The sequence below is a fragment of the Enterococcus malodoratus ATCC 43197 genome (assembly GCF_000407185.1).
Taxonomy (GTDB): Bacteria; Bacillota; Bacilli; order Lactobacillales; family Enterococcaceae; genus Enterococcus_A; species Enterococcus_A malodoratus.
Genome location: NZ_KE136481.1, coordinates 656374 through 671433, shown reverse-complemented (window position 1 = coordinate 671433; position 15060 = coordinate 656374). Strand labels below are relative to the sequence as shown.

Genomic DNA, 15060 nt, shown 5'->3' with positions numbered 1-15060 from the left:
AACCGAAGTCCAAACGACTTCGTTTTTTTATGCATTCATTTTAGCCAACTCTTCTTCAAGAAAAATTAATACTTGATCATGACTGAAACGTACAAGATAGGTATGGTTCTCATTTTGATAAGCTACAACTATTCCAATATATCCCGTCATTGAATGTTTCTTCTTTATTTGAACGGTCTCACCAATTTTGAATTTTGGCAATATTACACCTTCTCGCTTCTTTTTATCTATTATAACAATTTTTTTCTCTTTTTAAACGTTGATTTAATCAGCTTCGCTTTGAAAAAACGAACATTCCGGAATTCTATGTAAGGAAATCTGACATTAGCCCTTGACGATTGGTCTATCGGGTGGTATCCTTTTTTCAACATCAAAAAACAAGGAGGAGATGTTATGCGGGAAAAAGAATTGCGACGTTCACTTGCTGTTTTTCCAATTGGTACAGTTATGAAGCTAACAGATTTGACTGCAAGGCAGATTCGGTACTATGAGGAGCAAGAACTGATTCATCCAGAACGAAGTGAAGGTAACCGTAGGATGTATTCTCTAAATGACATTGATGTGTTGTTAGAAATAAAAGATTATTTATCCGATGGACTTAATATGGCAGGAATTAAACGGGTCTATCAAATGCGTCAAGAAGAAATCAAAGCTGCCAAAGAGAAACCGTCATTGACCGACAAAGATGTCCGCCGTATTTTTTATGACGAAATGTTAACCCAAGGTGGGTTACAACAGCAAAATCCATATCAATCACAAGGCCCAAAGCTGTAGTGATTGTGGAATATAAAAAAATGAAGTGCGAGGAAGGGATTAGATATTATGCCGAAAAGAGATCTAAGTAAAGAGGATATCAAACGAATTGTCGAAGAAGAAAACGTCCGCTTTTTACGTCTGATGTTTACAGATATTATGGGGACTATAAAAAATGTTGAAGTACCAGTTAGTCAAATGGATAAAGTTCTGGATGATAAAATGATGTTCGACGGTTCATCTATCGAAGGGTTTGTACGAATCGAAGAAAGCGATATGTATTTATATCCAGATTTGACTACTTGGATGATCTTCCCATGGGAAAGTGATCATGGAAAAGTTGGACGTTTGATTTGTGATATTTATGGTCCGGATGGCGAACCGTTTGCTGGAGATCCGCGCGGAAACTTGAAGCGTGTGTTAAAGGGAATGGATGAATTTGGTTTCACTTCATTCAACTTAGGTCCTGAACCAGAGTTCTTCTTATTCAAGATGGACGAAAATGGCGATCCAACATTAGACTTGAATGACAAAGGTGGATACTTTGACTTTGCTCCAACGGATTTAGGTGAAAATTGTCGTCGCGACATCGTGTTAGAACTTGAAAGTTTAGGCTTTGAAGTAGAAGCTTCGCACCATGAAGTAGCTCCTGGACAACATGAAATTGACTTTAAATATGCGGACGCGATCGAAGCTTGTGATAATATCCAAACCTTTAAATTAGTTGTTAAGACAATTGCTCGCAAACATGGACTACATGCGACATTTATGCCAAAACCTCTTTATGGTATCAATGGATCAGGTATGCACTGCAACATGTCATTGTTCAATGACGAAGGCAATGTATTCTACGATGAAGACGGTCCAATGAAATTAAGCAAAACTGCTTACCAATTTTTAGCAGGCTTATTGAAACACGCACGCGCATACACGGCAGTATGTAATCCAATCGTTAACTCTTATAAACGTTTAGTTCCTGGTTTTGAAGCACCCGTTTATGTAGCTTGGAGCGGTCGCAACCGTTCACCACTGATTCGTATTCCAGAATCACGTGGACTATCAACTCGTCTAGAATTACGTTCAGTTGATCCGGCTGCTAATCCATACTTGACGATGGCTGTTTTATTAGAAGCAGGCTTAGATGGTATCCGTAATGATCTAACACCGCCTGCAGCGGTTGATCGTAACATCTATGTGATGACAGAAGAAGAACGCAAAGAAGCAGAAATCTATGATTTACCATCTACTATCCACAATGCGATCAAAGCATTGCGTAAGGATCAAATCATGGTCGATGCTTTAGGTAATCATATCTATACGAATTTCAATGAAGCAAAACGTATGGAATGGGCAGCTTTCCGTCAAACTGTCTCAGAATGGGAACGCGATCAATATTTAGAACTTTACTAATCCAAACTCGCAAAACTCTTGAGGGCATCCTCAAGAGTTTTTTTGTCATCTTAATTGTCAAATTAAGTTAGACAAATCATCAATACTTACGTAACTCAAAAATACTTCCAAAGGTGTTCGATAATCCAGTGATTTTCTAGGAATATTATTTCGTTTAGATGTGACAGATTGAATAAAAGATTCATCTACTGAATTGAAATCCATAGATTTCAATAAACCATCTCTACGTAACAATCCGTTAGAATTCTCGTTTAGGCCTCTTTGAGACGGCGTTCCTGGATCAGCGAAATAAATGGCAATATCATTGGCATTACTGATTTGTTTCCAATTTGAAAATTCCTTTCCACAATCAAAAGTGATGGATTTGAATAGATTTTTCGGTACAGATTCAAACCAATGATTTAATTTTTTTTCAATATCAATCGCTTGTCTACCACACGGTTTCAATGTGATGATAACTTTTGATAATCGTTCAACTAAGGTAATTACAGCACTTTTATGTTTCAGACCTACGATAGTGTCACCTTCAAGGTGACCAAACTCATTTGAGAATTGGCTATAATCTTTTTCACGTTCATGAATAGATCGGCGGAAAGCTTGTTTTCCACGCCTTTCTTGATGTCCATTCGGTTTACGCTTGCCTTTCATCGGTAAGTCAGAAGGATTAAATAGCCCCTTTTTGAACATACGATAAATGGTACGAGCAGAACAACGAATAGGAAACGCTGCACGACCAACAATCACATCGGGTGTCCATCCTTGAACAACCTTTCTTTGAATATATTCTGATTGTTCCTCGGGTAAAACAAGCGGGCGTCTACCACAGTTTGATTTGTTTTTCTTATACTGTTGATAGTATTCTAAGGCTGATTTTCCTTGCTTGAAGAATAGGTATACTTTATGGATCGTTTGTCTTGAACGATTCAAGCAATGCGCAGTTTTCGCAACAGATTGATTTATTTTGAAATAAGACTCTATCATTACAAGTTCATCCGTTGTAAGATGGGTATAGGTCATTTGTACTCACTCCTTATAATTCTTTGGTCAGAACTATTTTGAGTGTAGCACAAATGGCTTTTTTAGTTGTCTAGCTTAATTTTACAATCGGCGTCATTAAAAAATTAACGTTTTACTTCTACTCGTTTAACATTCCAAAGAGCGAGTACTAAGAATAGAAGGCTTGAGAGAATTAAAATTGCGATAGGCAGCAGAACGTCATTTTGTCCATTCATCACAATACCTAATTCTTCTTTTATTGTGTCCATCGCTGGTTTATCTGCGGCGGTAAAAACATTTTCGGTTAGAATACGGCGAATCAGAACGACACCACTAGTTAAAGGGAAGTACTGGACAACCGTTTGAGCTGTTTCAGGCAGACTGCCGATAGGAACATAACAGCCCGTTAGAAAACCGATCAATGGACCAATGATAGAAGTCATAGTTGAAAAGGTGTCAATGCGACGGAAAAAGCTGGCGATAAAGAACATGAAAGCCGATGAACAAAAAACTGTCAAAAGACTTACAAGAAATAGCAACCCAAATTGGGGCAAGGATAATAATGTTCCTTTTGAGAGAGTAACAATATAAATTTCAGCAACGATGATTACGACGGAAGTAACTAATAATGAGATTAGGAAAGTACTAAAGAAGTAACCAAGCATAATTTTGCTTTTTGAAATCGGTGAAATCATAAAATCAGTATAAACACTCCGTTCTTTGTCACGGATCATCAAACTGACTGAGCCAAGAGTAGAGCTTGCCGACGAGATACCAATAACACCTGCCAGCATCCATGTGTCCACAACCAATTTAGGATGAGAAAGTACTGATAATGAGTTTACTAAAGAGTCATCCAGTAAAAAGACATATAAAATAATCATAATCAGTGCTCCGATAAATGAACCGATCACGGCTTGTTTGTTTTTGAAAAATAATAATAGACCTCTATAGACTAATGCATTCATAATTTTCTCTCCCTTTTTCGATAATTGCTAAAAAGACATCTTCTAGTGTTAAGCATTGATACGTTTGTTTCAGCATCTCTGGCGCATCATAAGCCATCACTTTTCCACCATCCAGCATCAATATATTGTCGGAATCTCTTGCTTCCTCCATATAATGCGTGGTCAAAACAATGGTCATGGAATATTTTTCTTTTAATTGATGGATTAATCGCCACATTTCAGCTCTCGAACTGATATCAAGTCCAGTTGTTGGTTCGTCCAAGAATAATAATTTAGGTGTGTTCAACAACGCTCGTGCAATATCGACTTTTCTTCTTTCACCGCCAGATAACACACCGTAACGTTTATCTAAGAGGTGGCTAGCTTGTACATCGGCCAATTTTTCTTTCGCTAATTTTTTGGCTTCCTTCCAATTATTGGTATAAAAATAGGCACGTAAGAATAGATTCTCTCTGACCGATAAATCTGAATCCAAAATACTATTTTGAAAGACTACGGAGATCATGGATTTATGTTGGATAGAATCGGAATCGAGTTTAACTCCTTCAAATAGAATGTCACCAGTATCCGGTTTTGTTAGGCCGAGGATCAATGAAATTAACGTTGATTTTCCTGCACCATTAGGTCCAAGAATGGAAAATAATTCTCCATCCATAATAGAAAATGAAATGGCTTTTAGTACTTCTTGCTGATTGTATTGCTTTCCTAGATCTGTGATTTTTACGAGTTCTGTCATAATGATTACTCCTATTCTATTTTTTTAGTTGAACTATTTTCACCGCAAAATGTCAGTGATGTCTGGCTCAAAGCCTGTGTTCTTCTTGATAAACCCACTATAATCAAGTTCTCTAACTGAAACAACGAGATTTCTCCAAGTGGTCGTTAACTCTTTCTAAGATGAACAAAATAGGTGAGAGAGCAAAATTGACGAGACTTATTTGATATAATGAGAAAAATTGGTGTGGGGTGAGAAGGATGGAGGATAAGTATCGTACATTTGCTTATGACTATGATGAGTTTGGGGAAATTAATGAATATCTTGGTGCAGAAAAGGTCTTTTTTGAAAACCTGTTCAGTGAGTTTGGAATCCAAAATGTTTTAGATTGTGCTTGTGGGACCGGGCAACATCTCTATATGTTATCTGAAATGGGGTTAGATGTTGCAGGTTCGGATTATTCTGAAGCGATGCTGGAGATGGCAGAAAAGAATTTAGCTGCAAGGGGGAAAGAACTTCCGCTGCAACAGTGTGATTTCCGGTATTTAGAAAAAGTCTACACGGAGAAATTCGATGCTGTCGTTTGTCTAACAACTGCCCTGCCGCATTTGCATTCGGAGACAGATTTGATAACTGCTCTTAAATCTATGAAGGCAAGATTAAGTGATAAGGGCATGCTGATTTTGACACAGGGGACGACCCACTACAATTTGTCGTTGCCGGCGATTGAGGTGGTGGTGAATCGGGAGGATTTTTCGCGCGTGTTCGTAAAGGAACAGGATGATCAGTTTCAAACAATTCATGTATTGGATTTGTATCACTCAACAAAGCGAATGGAAAGTAATCAATACGATATCGTTTATAAAATTATTCTCGATGAGGAATACCGTTCATTGCTGACTAACGCGGGATTCAACCAAATTCAAATTTATGGGGATTATGATAGAAGTCCCTATGATCAGAAAAGTAAACGACTGGTTGTCGTAGCTCGTTAAAACAAATGAAAGAGAATCAGATTACTCCGATTCTCTTTCATTTGTTCTTTTTTTTAGTTGAATTTGTTGATTTATTTCAGCGGCTTCTTTTTTATCGTTGCTGTAGATGAAAAATTTGATAAAAGCATAAATGAACAAAGTAATTCCAAAATTTTTTATGAGACCCACAACGCCTAAATCCCACCTATACCAAATATCACCGATAATGATTTGCAAGAAAATCAGTCCGATGTAGAGAAGTTGATTTAAAACAATTCGCCGATTTGTATAATTCTCATTGTCTTCAATAATAAAATGCAGCAAACCAGATATTACGGAAACAACCAGCATATATTCAATGATTTCGAATAATGTTTGTTTATCAATAAGTAAATTTATCGCGGCTAATAGAGTAAAGATCATAGATGACAATCGAAACACATTTTTTAAATACTCGACTATTCTCATATTCGTTTCCTCATTCCTAAGCCCTTTTTCAAATCCGGAACATATTTTCTTGAAACGGCGACTCGTTCATCGTTAATCAAAGTGGCTTCAAAGCGTCCGCTTAATGTAGGGGAAACGGCTTTTATAGCATCGATATTAAGCAGCATTGACTTGCCGACTCGAATAAACTTATGGGGAAGCAGCTTTTCTTCAAGCTGATACAGTTTTTCAGTGCTTTGACACACTCTGTTTTTAGTATAAATAAAGCTCTTTTTATCTACTACTTCTATATACAGAATTTTTGAGAAAGGAATCTTGTAGTGATCTCCATTTTCTTCACCGACTAAAAAAAGTTTTTCCTCTTTAAGAATAGCCAAAACATTTTGCAGCGTATCTGTTACTTCATGAACTTTAAAGTCAACACGCTCTTCTTTAGATGTTTCAATGATTTCAACAGATGTCTTCAATTCGGCACCCTTTCTATAAGTGGTTTCTATTCTTAAAAAGTATAGCAAGTCTTATCAGCAAAGGTCAAATCGAGTCAAGAGGTGGTAAGAATGAGAAATATGATTTTGCAGTGTTATACGGAAACGAGGTATGGTGTGTGGGACACTTAGGTTGGTAAGTTCTTTCGATAAACTAAAAAGACATCAGCGCATGTCTGATGTCTTTAAATTTTCTAATTTAAAAAGGCCAAACCAAATGAAAGATAAGTGGCATAAATAATCCAAATTAGATATGGGACAAAACAAATTACTGCTCCCATCGATATGTTGCGGAATTCTCGAACGCTGAAAATGATACTAATCAATAGTAACAAGCTGATAAATGAAGCAATCCAAAAGTGAGACCCACCAAAGAAAATAATACTCCAAATAAAGTTAAGGATCAGTTGGATAGCAAAGAGAAGATAGGCCCGCGTTTTATTTCGAGCTTCCTTGCTGTCGAGAACTAAAAATAGTGCTAGACCAATCAACGCATATAGCACTATCCAGATAGGACCTACAATATTCCCTGGGGGTGCTAAGAAGGGCTTATTTAACTGAGCGTAGATAGTGGGAATATCGCCAGCAAAAAATCCGGAGATGGAACCGATTAGTTCTACACCAATAATACACGCGAGTAACTTCAAAAATTTATTTAACATATTACGACCTCCTTTGTTTTTTATAGGTTAGAATTTCATTCTGAAGTACCTGTTACTTATTAAGTATAACGAGCATTATCCTTAAAAGAAAAAAAGATGCTTGAGAAAAGCAACATATTCTTAGTGAAAGCATGTTATAATAATTCGGAAGATTTTCTAAAGCCAAGAGATTGGCAACTTGCAAAATTTGTAAGTTTTGTCTTCTTTTAGTAAAATGTAATTGTTGATAATTTCAAGGAGAGGTGTGAGAAAATGGGATACACAGATGAAACAGTCCGTTTTGATTTTGATGACAATCGTAAGAAAGAGATTAGCGAAACACTGACGATTGTCTATAATGCTTTAGCTGAAAAAGGCTATAACCCGATTAACCAAATCGTCGGCTATTTATTATCAGGCGATCCTGCGTATATTCCTCGTTATCAAGATGCCCGAAACTTGATTCGTCGTCACGAACGCGATGAAGTCATGGAAGTTTTGGTAAAATACTATTTGAAAGATCATGGTATTGATATTCGATGAGAGTAATGGGACTAGATGTCGGCTCAAAAACTGTTGGGATCGCTGTAAGTGATCCATTTGGTTGGACAGCGCAAGGCGTCGAGATTATCCGAATCGACGAAGAACAAGGGGAGTTTGGCTTTGAACGCTTAGGAGAGCTTGTCAAAGAGTACCAAGTTACTAAGTTTGTAGTGGGACTTCCTAAAAATATGAATAATTCGATCGGACCACGGGCGGAAGCATCTATGGCTTATGGCGAAAAAATCAAAGCACTTTTTGATTTGCCAGTCGATTTTCAAGATGAACGGTTAACCACCGTACAGGCTGAACGAATGTTAGTAGAGCAAGCGGACGTATCACGTTCGAAAAGAAAAAAAGTTATCGATAAACTTGCAGCAGTCATGATCTTACAAAATTATCTTGACCGCACCAGCAACAAACTTTAGAAAAGAGGAATAAATTATGGCACATGAACACACACATGACCACGATCACGAGCATGATCATGAGGAACACGAAGTGATTACTTTAGTAGATGACGAAGGAAATGAAACGCTATACGAAATTCTTTTGACAATTGATGGTCAAGAAGAATTTAAACGCAACTATGTACTGCTTTATCCAGCAGGTGCACCTGAAGATGAGGACGTTGAATTACAGGCCTATGCATACGTTGAAAATGAAGACGGCAGCGAAGGCGAATTGCAACAAATCGAAACAGATGCTGAATGGGATATGATTGAAGAAGTCTTCAACACCTTTATGACTGAAGAAGAATAGAAATTTTTAAAAGCGGGGCCTTGTAATTAAGGTTCCGTTTTTTTTCGGAATTATGCTAAATATTTATGATTTATCATTAAAAATACCGTGCAAACAAATCGTTTGTCACCTGTCGACAGTAAGCGTAACATTATTTTTGTAAACGTTATCAAATTAAAGGTGGGATTTAGATGGAAATGATTTATCAGGCGAGTACAGCGGAAGGTGCCATCGATTTTATTAATATGTACGATTTAGAGGAAGCTGCAAAGGAGGTCATCCCAAAAGGCGGGTATGGTTATATCAGCAGCGGTGCGGGAGATATCTTTACGTATCGAGAAAATGAAAAGGCTTTTAATCATAAACTGATCATTCCTCATGTTTTGCGAGATGTAGAATTGCCAGACACAACAACAAAATTTGCAGGAGAACAGTTGAGTGCGCCGATCATTATGGCACCGGTGGCCGCTCATGGGTTAGCGAACGTAGCTGCCGAGAGAGCATCAGCAAAAGGAGTTGCACGTTTCGGAACAATTTACACGGCCAGTTCGTATGCCTCATGCACACTAGAGGAAATTCGCGAGGCCGGAGGAGCGAACACTCCACAATGGTTTCAATTCTATATGAGTAAGGATAATGGAATTAATCGTGATATTTTAGATATGGCCAAACGAAACGGCGCAGAGGCAATTGTCCTAACAGCTGATGCAACGGTTGGGGGTAATCGTGAGACGGATCGTCGGAATAATTTTACTTTTCCGCTGGCAATGCCGATCGTTCAAGCATATCAATCTGGTATCGGACAAACAATGGATACTGTTTATGGCTCATCGAAACAAAAATTGAGTCCAAAGGATGTTGAATTCATTGCCAGTTATTCAGATTTACCTGTTTATGTAAAAGGGGTCCAGTCGGAAGAGGATGTAGAGAGAGCTTTGGGGTCTGGCGCTTCAGGATTATGGGTTTCAAATCATGGAGGTCGTCAATTAGATGGAGGCCCAGCTTCTTTTGATTCGCTGGAATATGTTGCGGAAGCTGCGGCAGGAAGAGCTCCGATTGTTTTTGATAGCGGTGTGCGCCGTGGCCAGCATATTTTCAAAGCTCTCGCTTCTGGTGCAGATCTTGTCGCGATTGGGCGTCCAGCAATTTATGGATTGGCATTAGGCGGCGCTACAGGTGTTCAACAAGTCTTTGATTTTTTCAAAAAAGAATTGGAAATGGTGATGCAGTTGGCGGGGGCACAGACAGTAAATGATATTAAGAAAATTACTTTACGAGAAAACAGATATTTATAATTCTTTTATAGAAACTTTCCCACAAAATATCTATCGTTATTTTACTGTTGTTCTAACACACATTTATCTTTGATGAAATCTGTAATAATAACTGTTTTTCATAGGCAAGTTTTTACGCGTTGATGTTCTTTTATGGTATAAATAAATCGATGTTTATAAATCATATTGAATGGAGACGATAGTGTTGAAAAAATGGTTGGTAGGTTTAGCACTTGTTACAGCAGGAGTTATTTTGACAGCTTGTGGAAGCGGTCAATCCAGTGAGGATGATAGCTGGACAAAAGTAAAAGATCAAAAAGAGTTAACGGTGGCAACGTCAGGAACACTTTTTCCTTCATCTTATTATAATGATGAGAATAAGTTGGTTGGTTATGATGTGGATGTTGCAAAAGCAGTCGCTAAAAAATTAGATTTGAAGATCAATTTTAAAGAATATAATGTCGATGGACAAGTAACTGCGGTCAATCGTGGCGAGGCGGATTTTGCGGCAAATGATTTTGGAATGACTAAAGAGCGCGGTAAGAAATTTTCATTGTCCTCACCAATCAAACACTCTTTTGACAGTATGATCGTAAGAAAAAGCGATGACTCAGGAATTCATTCCTTGAAAGATTTGAAAGGTAAGAAGGCAGCAGGTGAGCCGAATACCAGCTATATGAAATTAGCCGAAAAGTACGGAGCAAAAGCTGTGACTTATGATAATGCTACAAACGATCAATACTTGACCGATGTAGCAAATGGACGTACAGATGTAATTCTTAATGATTATTATTTACAAAAGATGTCCATAGGTGCTTTACCAGATATTCCTGTTAAAATTTTGGAAGATGTTTATTTCAATGCGAACTCTACTGGCTTCCTGTTCGCTAAAAAGAATCAAGCCTTAAAAGCTAAAATCGATGATGCTTTGACTACGTTAAAAAAAGATGGGACGCTCAAGAAAATCTCAAATCAATACTTTGGTACGGATGTTTCGGTAAAACCAAAACAAGAAGTAACTGAGAAAGTTTCAGCGGAGTAATGTTTATTCCAACGATTGATTTGCCATTAATGGTGGAGTCGATTCCTTTTCTCTTGAGCGGATTGGGCTATACATTAGGAATCAGTCTGGCTGCATTTTTCTTTGGCAATTTGCTCGGAATAGTCATGACAGTGCTGGGATTTATTCCATGGCTGCCCGTTAAAATTTTCGTTCGTTTCTATTTATCTTTTTTGCGTGGAACCCCAGCGCTAGTACTATTGTTTCTGCTATATTTTGGATTACCTATTCAACTGAATGCGGTAGTAGCGGCGATCATTTGTTTTAGTTTGACTAGTAGCGCTTTTATTGGAGAGATATACCGCGGGTCAATTGCAGGGGTTGATGCGGGACAATGGGATGCGGCGTACGCTTTAGGCAACCGGTTCTTTCCAACGATGCGAACAATCATTTTGCCGCAAGCAATCCGTATCTCAATCCCAGCGCTGAGCAATGTAGCGATGGATCTTCTCAAGGGAACTTCCTTAGCGGCAATGATCACGGTGCCAGATATTTTTCAAAAAGCGAAAATCATTGGTGGACGAACCTTTGATTATTTATCGATGTACATCTTAGTCGCATTAATTTACTGGCTGCTTTGTATCGGCATTGGGCATATTCAACATCGTCTAGAAAAATCCTTTCAAAAAAAATACGTGTAAAAAAGCCAAGGGGTTACGATTATTGTCGTGAATCCTTGGCTTTTTTTAGTTTTTAATCGCATCTAGAACTAACTGCGCAATCAATTCGTAAGGATATTCCTTTTCATCGTAGAGACCTTCTTTGATATTCAATCCATGGCGGTGCATCACATTAAAAACTGTAGCCATTAGTAAATTGACTGGTAATTTTTTTAAATATCCGACCTCAATCGCTTCGTTCAATAGGTCAGTAACGATCGTATTATTATCATAAAGATGATCTCCCGAAATATTCAACATCTTGATTTGTTCAATTAGGGTCAAACCATCTGGATGTTGAATCGAGTAGTCAAAGACTGAATGAACATAATTGTCGATCCTTGTTTTGATTGGAATACTCTGGTCATTTAAGGATTCTATATCTCCCATTGATTTTATCTGATCAAGTTCTCGCTGATAGGCGCTCAAAAGTAAGTCATTTTTATTTTTGAAATATAGATAGACATTGGATTGCGCGATGCCTACGATTTTCGCTACCTTCACTGTGGAAACGGCAGCCGCACCTTCATTCAGGATAATTTTGACAGTAGCATCTAATATTTTTACGATTTTTGTATTATCTTTCTTTTTCATAACAATAGTATAAAACGAATTTTACAGTATTTCAAGATTGACAAAGATAATTCTATCTTTTATAATTCTTTTAAAGATATGTCTATCTTTTTTAAAACAGAAAGAAGGAACGATTTATGAAAATCGCAATGCTAGGTTCACTTGGAAATATTAACAGTTATGTCATTCCTGAATTGATCAAATTAGGCCATGAGGTTACTGTGGTCACCTCGACAGATAAACGAGTCTCCCAAATTGAAGCATTGGGGGCAATACCAGCAGTCGGAACAATGACGGATATCACATTTTTAACTGAGATATTCACTGGAATGGACGTCGTTTATTTAATGATTTCTGGCGCGGGTGCTGGGGTTGATTTAAATCGAGAGATGCAGAGACAAGCAATAATATTCAGAGAAGCAATTACCGATGCAAATGTTCATAAGATTGTTCAATTAAGCAGTGTAGGGGCTGACGCCGGTCCCGAGGCGGGTTCGTTACATGCCTACCATTATTTGGAAGACGAACTCAAAAAAATGACTAACGTTGACATTGCATTTGTCAGACCGGTTGGATTTTACAACAATCTATACAGCAACCTAAATAGTATTAAGAATGAACATGCGATTTATTCCAATATACCAGCAGATGTTAAGCAAAAGTATGTCGCTCCAAGTGATATTGCAACAGTTGTTTTGCCTTTAATCTTGGATACGCCAAAAGGAGTCAGCGTTCGATTTGCTGTCAGTGATACATTTTCGCTGAAAGATTTCATCGATGAACTAGCTAGAGTCACGAAGATTTCAGATTTGCATTTTATCGAAATTACAGATGAACAGATGAAACAGGGAATGTTAGCCAACCATGTACCCGAAGCCATCGTTGAGGCGTTTGTAAAAACTAGTAAATATCAAAAAAGTTCTGCGGACATTTATGCTGCCCTCAATGAAGACAACACAACTGTTGGCACAGTAAAGCTTGCAGATTTTGTTCAACAATACGCACAAGCGATTGAAAATACTCAAGAGAATCATCGGTCATCGATGATTGTTGACTAATAACAACTGTTCGAAGGCAAGATCCTAAATGGGTCTTGCCTTTTTGTTCATCATGAAACCGATCGAACATTGATAAATGGCTTAAGAAACAGGATAATAAAAGCTATAAACAAAAAAGGCGAGGACTATAGGATGAAAAAGAAAATCATTTTGATCGAAGATGACGAAAATCTTCGCAGAGGAATTTCCTTTTACTTGGAACAGGAAGGCTATCAAGTTTTGATAAACAGTCGTGTATCAGGAGCAATTGAGTTGATCAAAGATACATCACCAGATTTGATTATTTTAGATGTGACTCTTCCTGACGGTAACGGTTTTGAACTTTGTAAAAAAATTCGGACATTTTCTACTGCTCCAATCTTTTTCTTGACGGCGCATGATTTAGAGTCTGATATTCTGACTGGATTGTCGATTGGTGGAGATGATTATTTGACCAAGCCATTTTCTTTGGCAATTTTGAAAGCAAAGGTCGCATTAATAGTTAAAAAGCAAATTGATCGCGCGAAAACAATTGAACTGCTTCCTTTTGTTTTAAATTTGGATACGCATCGATTGTTTAAAAATGATCAGGAAATCCCAATGAGTTCGACAGAATTTCGTTTGATTAATTATTTAATGAAGAATGCAGGAGTTGTATTAGAAAAAGAGCTGCTGCTGGAAACGTTATGGGATGATCAAGGGAAGTTTGTTGATGAAAACGCGTTATCGGTAAATATTCGCAGAATCCGCTTGAAGATCGAAGATGATCCAAAAAATCCGCAATACATCGAGACTGTTCGAGGTGTAGGATATACCTGGAAAAAGGAGTGAATGTAGAATGTTTTTATATGCTCTCACCATTCTATTCTTTTTAGTGATACTGATTTTATTTTTATTTCAAATGCGAAAGCAGCACGAGGAAGAATTATCCAATATCGAAGAAGTTTTGGACGCTGTTTTGAAAGGCGATCATCCAGAAAATGCAACAATTTATCAAGAGGGGCAAGAAAGTAAATTGATCTTTAAAACGCTAAGGATCGCAGAAATAAATCAACAGTACCAAGAAACAGCGAAACGTGAAAAGAATCGAGTGCAGGAATTGATGGTTGATGCTGCACATCAAATGCGAACACCGATTACCAGTATGGTCATGTTTGCGGAACTATTACAAAGTGATCAGCTAACTGCAAGTGAATCGCAAGAGTTTCTAGCTCGCTTGTCCTTCGACTCCAATCGTTTAAACTGGCTGGTAGAAGAATTTTTGCATATGTCAAAGTTTGAAACGGAATCGATGCAATTAACTATAGTAAATCAAAAAATCAATGAGACGATTCAACAGGCAATTCATCAAAACAGTGAAAAAGAGTATCAAAAAAAACGTTTCATCGTTAACGAAAATGATTATGAGCTTCCTCACGATGTCAAATGGACTCGTGAGGCAATCAGCAATGTACTAGAAAATGCATTGAAATACGCTTATGAAGATTCAAAAATTGAGCTATCGATTGATCGTTTGATTTCATATACTAGAATATCCATCAAAAATCGAGGCAAAACGATCTCTAGAGAAGAGTTGCCCAATCTTTTTTCAAAATATTATCGCGGATCGCAGTATCGGAATACAATAGAAGGATTTGGTATTGGACTGTATCTGACAAAATTGATTTGTGAAGCGCAGGGAGGATATGTATTGGCTGATTCACAGTCCGAAGTGACTACGATCTCGCTATTCTTACAGAATTGACAGATTTATTGTCGAAGACTGACATTCTGCTGTAAGAGTCCCT

Annotated in this window: 20 protein-coding genes; 12 read left to right on the top strand and 8 right to left on the bottom strand. The window is 37.7% G+C overall.

All coding sequences use genetic code 11. The features are described 5' to 3' along the window. Positions 1–27: 27 nt before the first annotated feature. Positions 28–201 (bottom strand): hypothetical protein, encoded by a 174-nt coding sequence (locus tag I585_RS23330; RefSeq protein ID WP_010739610.1) that lies wholly within the window; start codon positions 199–201, stop codon positions 28–30. A gap of 192 nt (positions 202–393) precedes the next feature. Between I585_RS23330 and I585_RS03275 the strand changes: the two genes are divergently transcribed. Both I585_RS03275 and glnA read left to right on the top strand, forming a co-directional pair. Beyond that, on the top strand, positions 394–774 hold the full coding sequence (locus I585_RS03275; protein WP_010739609.1) for a MerR family transcriptional regulator: 381 nt from the start codon (positions 394–396) through the stop codon (positions 772–774). Positions 775–822: 48 nt separating this feature from the next. Beyond that, the gene (glnA, locus tag I585_RS03270; protein ID WP_010739608.1) at positions 823–2163 is read left to right on the top strand and encodes a type I glutamate--ammonia ligase; all 1341 of its coding nucleotides are present in this window, start codon (positions 823–825) and stop codon (positions 2161–2163) included. A 57-nt stretch (positions 2164–2220) separates the two neighbouring features. Here the strand turns inward: glnA and I585_RS03265 are convergent, their stop codons facing one another. The 3 genes from I585_RS03265 to I585_RS03255 all read right to left on the bottom strand — a co-directional run bounded on the left by I585_RS03265 (position 2221) and on the right by I585_RS03255 (position 4863). Beyond that, positions 2221–3180: an IS30 family transposase gene (locus tag I585_RS03265; protein ID WP_002330482.1), complete on the bottom strand. Its 960-nt coding sequence runs from the start codon at positions 3178–3180 to the stop codon at positions 2221–2223. A gap of 104 nt (positions 3181–3284) precedes the next feature. Beyond that, the gene (locus tag I585_RS03260; protein ID WP_010739607.1) at positions 3285–4127 is read right to left on the bottom strand and encodes an ABC transporter permease; all 843 of its coding nucleotides are present in this window, start codon (positions 4125–4127) and stop codon (positions 3285–3287) included. Beyond that, positions 4108–4863, bottom strand: coding sequence for an ABC transporter ATP-binding protein (locus tag I585_RS03255; RefSeq protein WP_010739606.1), 756 nt, complete (start codon positions 4861–4863; stop codon positions 4108–4110). Before I585_RS03255 ends, I585_RS03260 begins: the two co-directional genes overlap by 20 nt. Positions 4864–5102: 239 nt before the next feature. On the opposite strand from I585_RS03255, the gene I585_RS03250 reads away from it, so the two are divergent. After that, the gene (locus I585_RS03250) at positions 5103–5837 is read left to right on the top strand and encodes a class I SAM-dependent methyltransferase (protein ID WP_010739605.1); all 735 of its coding nucleotides are present in this window, start codon (positions 5103–5105) and stop codon (positions 5835–5837) included. A 21-nt stretch (positions 5838–5858) separates the two neighbouring features. On the opposite strand, the gene I585_RS03245 is transcribed toward I585_RS03250, so the two are convergent. The 3 genes from I585_RS03245 to I585_RS03235 form a co-directional block, all read right to left on the bottom strand. After that, positions 5859–6284, bottom strand: coding sequence for a DUF3021 family protein (locus I585_RS03245; RefSeq protein WP_010739604.1), 426 nt, complete (start codon positions 6282–6284; stop codon positions 5859–5861). Continuing rightward, the gene (locus I585_RS03240) at positions 6281–6730 is read right to left on the bottom strand and encodes a LytTR family DNA-binding domain-containing protein (RefSeq protein WP_010739603.1); all 450 of its coding nucleotides are present in this window, start codon (positions 6728–6730) and stop codon (positions 6281–6283) included. The genes I585_RS03245 and I585_RS03240 overlap by 4 nt, the downstream gene beginning before the upstream one ends. A 212-nt stretch (positions 6731–6942) precedes the next feature. Continuing rightward, positions 6943–7410, bottom strand: a complete 468-nt coding sequence (locus I585_RS03235) for a TspO/MBR family protein (protein ID WP_010739602.1) — start codon at positions 7408–7410, stop codon at positions 6943–6945. Between the two features lie 252 nt (positions 7411–7662). Between I585_RS03235 and I585_RS03230 the strand changes: the two genes are divergently transcribed. The 6 genes from I585_RS03230 (at position 7663) to I585_RS03205 (ending at position 11645) form a co-directional block, all read left to right on the top strand. Further along, complete coding sequence (locus I585_RS03230) at positions 7663–7932, top strand: IreB family regulatory phosphoprotein (RefSeq protein ID WP_010739601.1); 270 nt, start codon at positions 7663–7665, stop codon at positions 7930–7932. Then, the gene (ruvX, locus tag I585_RS03225) at positions 7929–8357 is read left to right on the top strand and encodes a Holliday junction resolvase RuvX (RefSeq protein ID WP_010739600.1); all 429 of its coding nucleotides are present in this window, start codon (positions 7929–7931) and stop codon (positions 8355–8357) included. Before I585_RS03230 ends, ruvX begins: the two co-directional genes overlap by 4 nt. A 16-nt stretch (positions 8358–8373) precedes the next feature. Beyond that, entirely contained in the window at positions 8374–8691 is a 318-nt protein-coding gene (locus I585_RS03220; RefSeq protein WP_010739599.1) for a DUF1292 domain-containing protein, read from the top strand. A gap of 170 nt (positions 8692–8861) precedes the next feature. Then, positions 8862–9965 (top strand): lactate oxidase, encoded by a 1104-nt coding sequence (locus I585_RS03215; protein WP_010739598.1) that lies wholly within the window; start codon positions 8862–8864, stop codon positions 9963–9965. A gap of 184 nt (positions 9966–10149) precedes the next feature. Continuing rightward, positions 10150–10986: a transporter substrate-binding domain-containing protein gene (locus I585_RS03210; RefSeq protein ID WP_034708622.1), complete on the top strand. Its 837-nt coding sequence runs from the start codon at positions 10150–10152 to the stop codon at positions 10984–10986. Continuing rightward, a complete protein-coding gene (locus I585_RS03205; RefSeq protein ID WP_010739596.1) occupies positions 10986–11645 on the top strand; it encodes an amino acid ABC transporter permease in 660 nt (219 codons plus the stop codon). Before I585_RS03210 ends, I585_RS03205 begins: the two co-directional genes overlap by 1 nt. Before the next feature lie 45 nt (positions 11646–11690). Here I585_RS03205 and I585_RS03200 read toward each other — a convergent pair whose 3' ends face one another. Then, the gene (locus I585_RS03200) at positions 11691–12257 is read right to left on the bottom strand and encodes a TetR/AcrR family transcriptional regulator (RefSeq protein WP_010739595.1); all 567 of its coding nucleotides are present in this window, start codon (positions 12255–12257) and stop codon (positions 11691–11693) included. A 116-nt stretch (positions 12258–12373) separates the two neighbouring features. Between I585_RS03200 and I585_RS03195 the strand changes: the two genes are divergently transcribed. From I585_RS03195 to I585_RS03185, 3 genes are all read left to right on the top strand, one after another. After that, positions 12374–13294, top strand: a complete 921-nt coding sequence (locus tag I585_RS03195; RefSeq protein WP_010739594.1) for an SDR family oxidoreductase — start codon at positions 12374–12376, stop codon at positions 13292–13294. 132 nt (positions 13295–13426) lie between these two features. Then, complete coding sequence (locus tag I585_RS03190; RefSeq protein ID WP_010739593.1) at positions 13427–14104, top strand: response regulator transcription factor; 678 nt, start codon at positions 13427–13429, stop codon at positions 14102–14104. Positions 14105–14111: 7 nt separating this feature from the next. Then, the gene (locus I585_RS03185) at positions 14112–15017 is read left to right on the top strand and encodes a sensor histidine kinase (RefSeq protein WP_010739592.1); all 906 of its coding nucleotides are present in this window, start codon (positions 14112–14114) and stop codon (positions 15015–15017) included. Positions 15018–15060: the final 43 nt, after the last annotated feature.

Excerpts from the sequence above, each read along its gene's own strand:
- I585_RS03275 (WP_010739609.1), top strand. The coding sequence starts at position 394 with ATGCGGGAAAAAGAATTGCGACGTTCACTTGCTGTTTTTCCAATTGGT.
- glnA (WP_010739608.1), top strand. The coding sequence starts at position 823 with ATGCCGAAAAGAGATCTAAGTAAAGAGGATATCAAACGAATTGTCGAA.
- I585_RS03265 (WP_002330482.1), bottom strand. The coding sequence starts at position 3,180 with ATGACCTATACCCATCTTACAACGGATGAACTTGTAATGATAGAGTCT.
- I585_RS03260 (WP_010739607.1), bottom strand. The coding sequence starts at position 4,127 with ATGAATGCATTAGTCTATAGAGGTCTATTATTATTTTTCAAAAACAAA.
- I585_RS03255 (WP_010739606.1), bottom strand. The coding sequence starts at position 4,863 with ATGACAGAACTCGTAAAAATCACAGATCTAGGAAAGCAATACAATCAG.
- I585_RS03250 (WP_010739605.1), top strand. The coding sequence starts at position 5,103 with ATGGAGGATAAGTATCGTACATTTGCTTATGACTATGATGAGTTTGGG.
- I585_RS03245 (WP_010739604.1), bottom strand. The coding sequence starts at position 6,284 with ATGAGAATAGTCGAGTATTTAAAAAATGTGTTTCGATTGTCATCTATG.
- I585_RS03235 (WP_010739602.1), bottom strand. The coding sequence starts at position 7,410 with ATGTTAAATAAATTTTTGAAGTTACTCGCGTGTATTATTGGTGTAGAA.
- I585_RS03230 (WP_010739601.1), top strand. The coding sequence starts at position 7,663 with ATGGGATACACAGATGAAACAGTCCGTTTTGATTTTGATGACAATCGT.
- ruvX (WP_010739600.1), top strand. The coding sequence starts at position 7,929 with ATGAGAGTAATGGGACTAGATGTCGGCTCAAAAACTGTTGGGATCGCT.
- I585_RS03220 (WP_010739599.1), top strand. The coding sequence starts at position 8,374 with ATGGCACATGAACACACACATGACCACGATCACGAGCATGATCATGAG.
- I585_RS03215 (WP_010739598.1), top strand. The coding sequence starts at position 8,862 with ATGGAAATGATTTATCAGGCGAGTACAGCGGAAGGTGCCATCGATTTT.
- I585_RS03205 (WP_010739596.1), top strand. The coding sequence starts at position 10,986 with ATGTTTATTCCAACGATTGATTTGCCATTAATGGTGGAGTCGATTCCT.
- I585_RS03200 (WP_010739595.1), bottom strand. The coding sequence starts at position 12,257 with ATGAAAAAGAAAGATAATACAAAAATCGTAAAAATATTAGATGCTACT.
- I585_RS03195 (WP_010739594.1), top strand. The coding sequence starts at position 12,374 with ATGAAAATCGCAATGCTAGGTTCACTTGGAAATATTAACAGTTATGTC.
- I585_RS03190 (WP_010739593.1), top strand. The coding sequence starts at position 13,427 with ATGAAAAAGAAAATCATTTTGATCGAAGATGACGAAAATCTTCGCAGA.
- I585_RS03185 (WP_010739592.1), top strand. The coding sequence starts at position 14,112 with ATGTTTTTATATGCTCTCACCATTCTATTCTTTTTAGTGATACTGATT.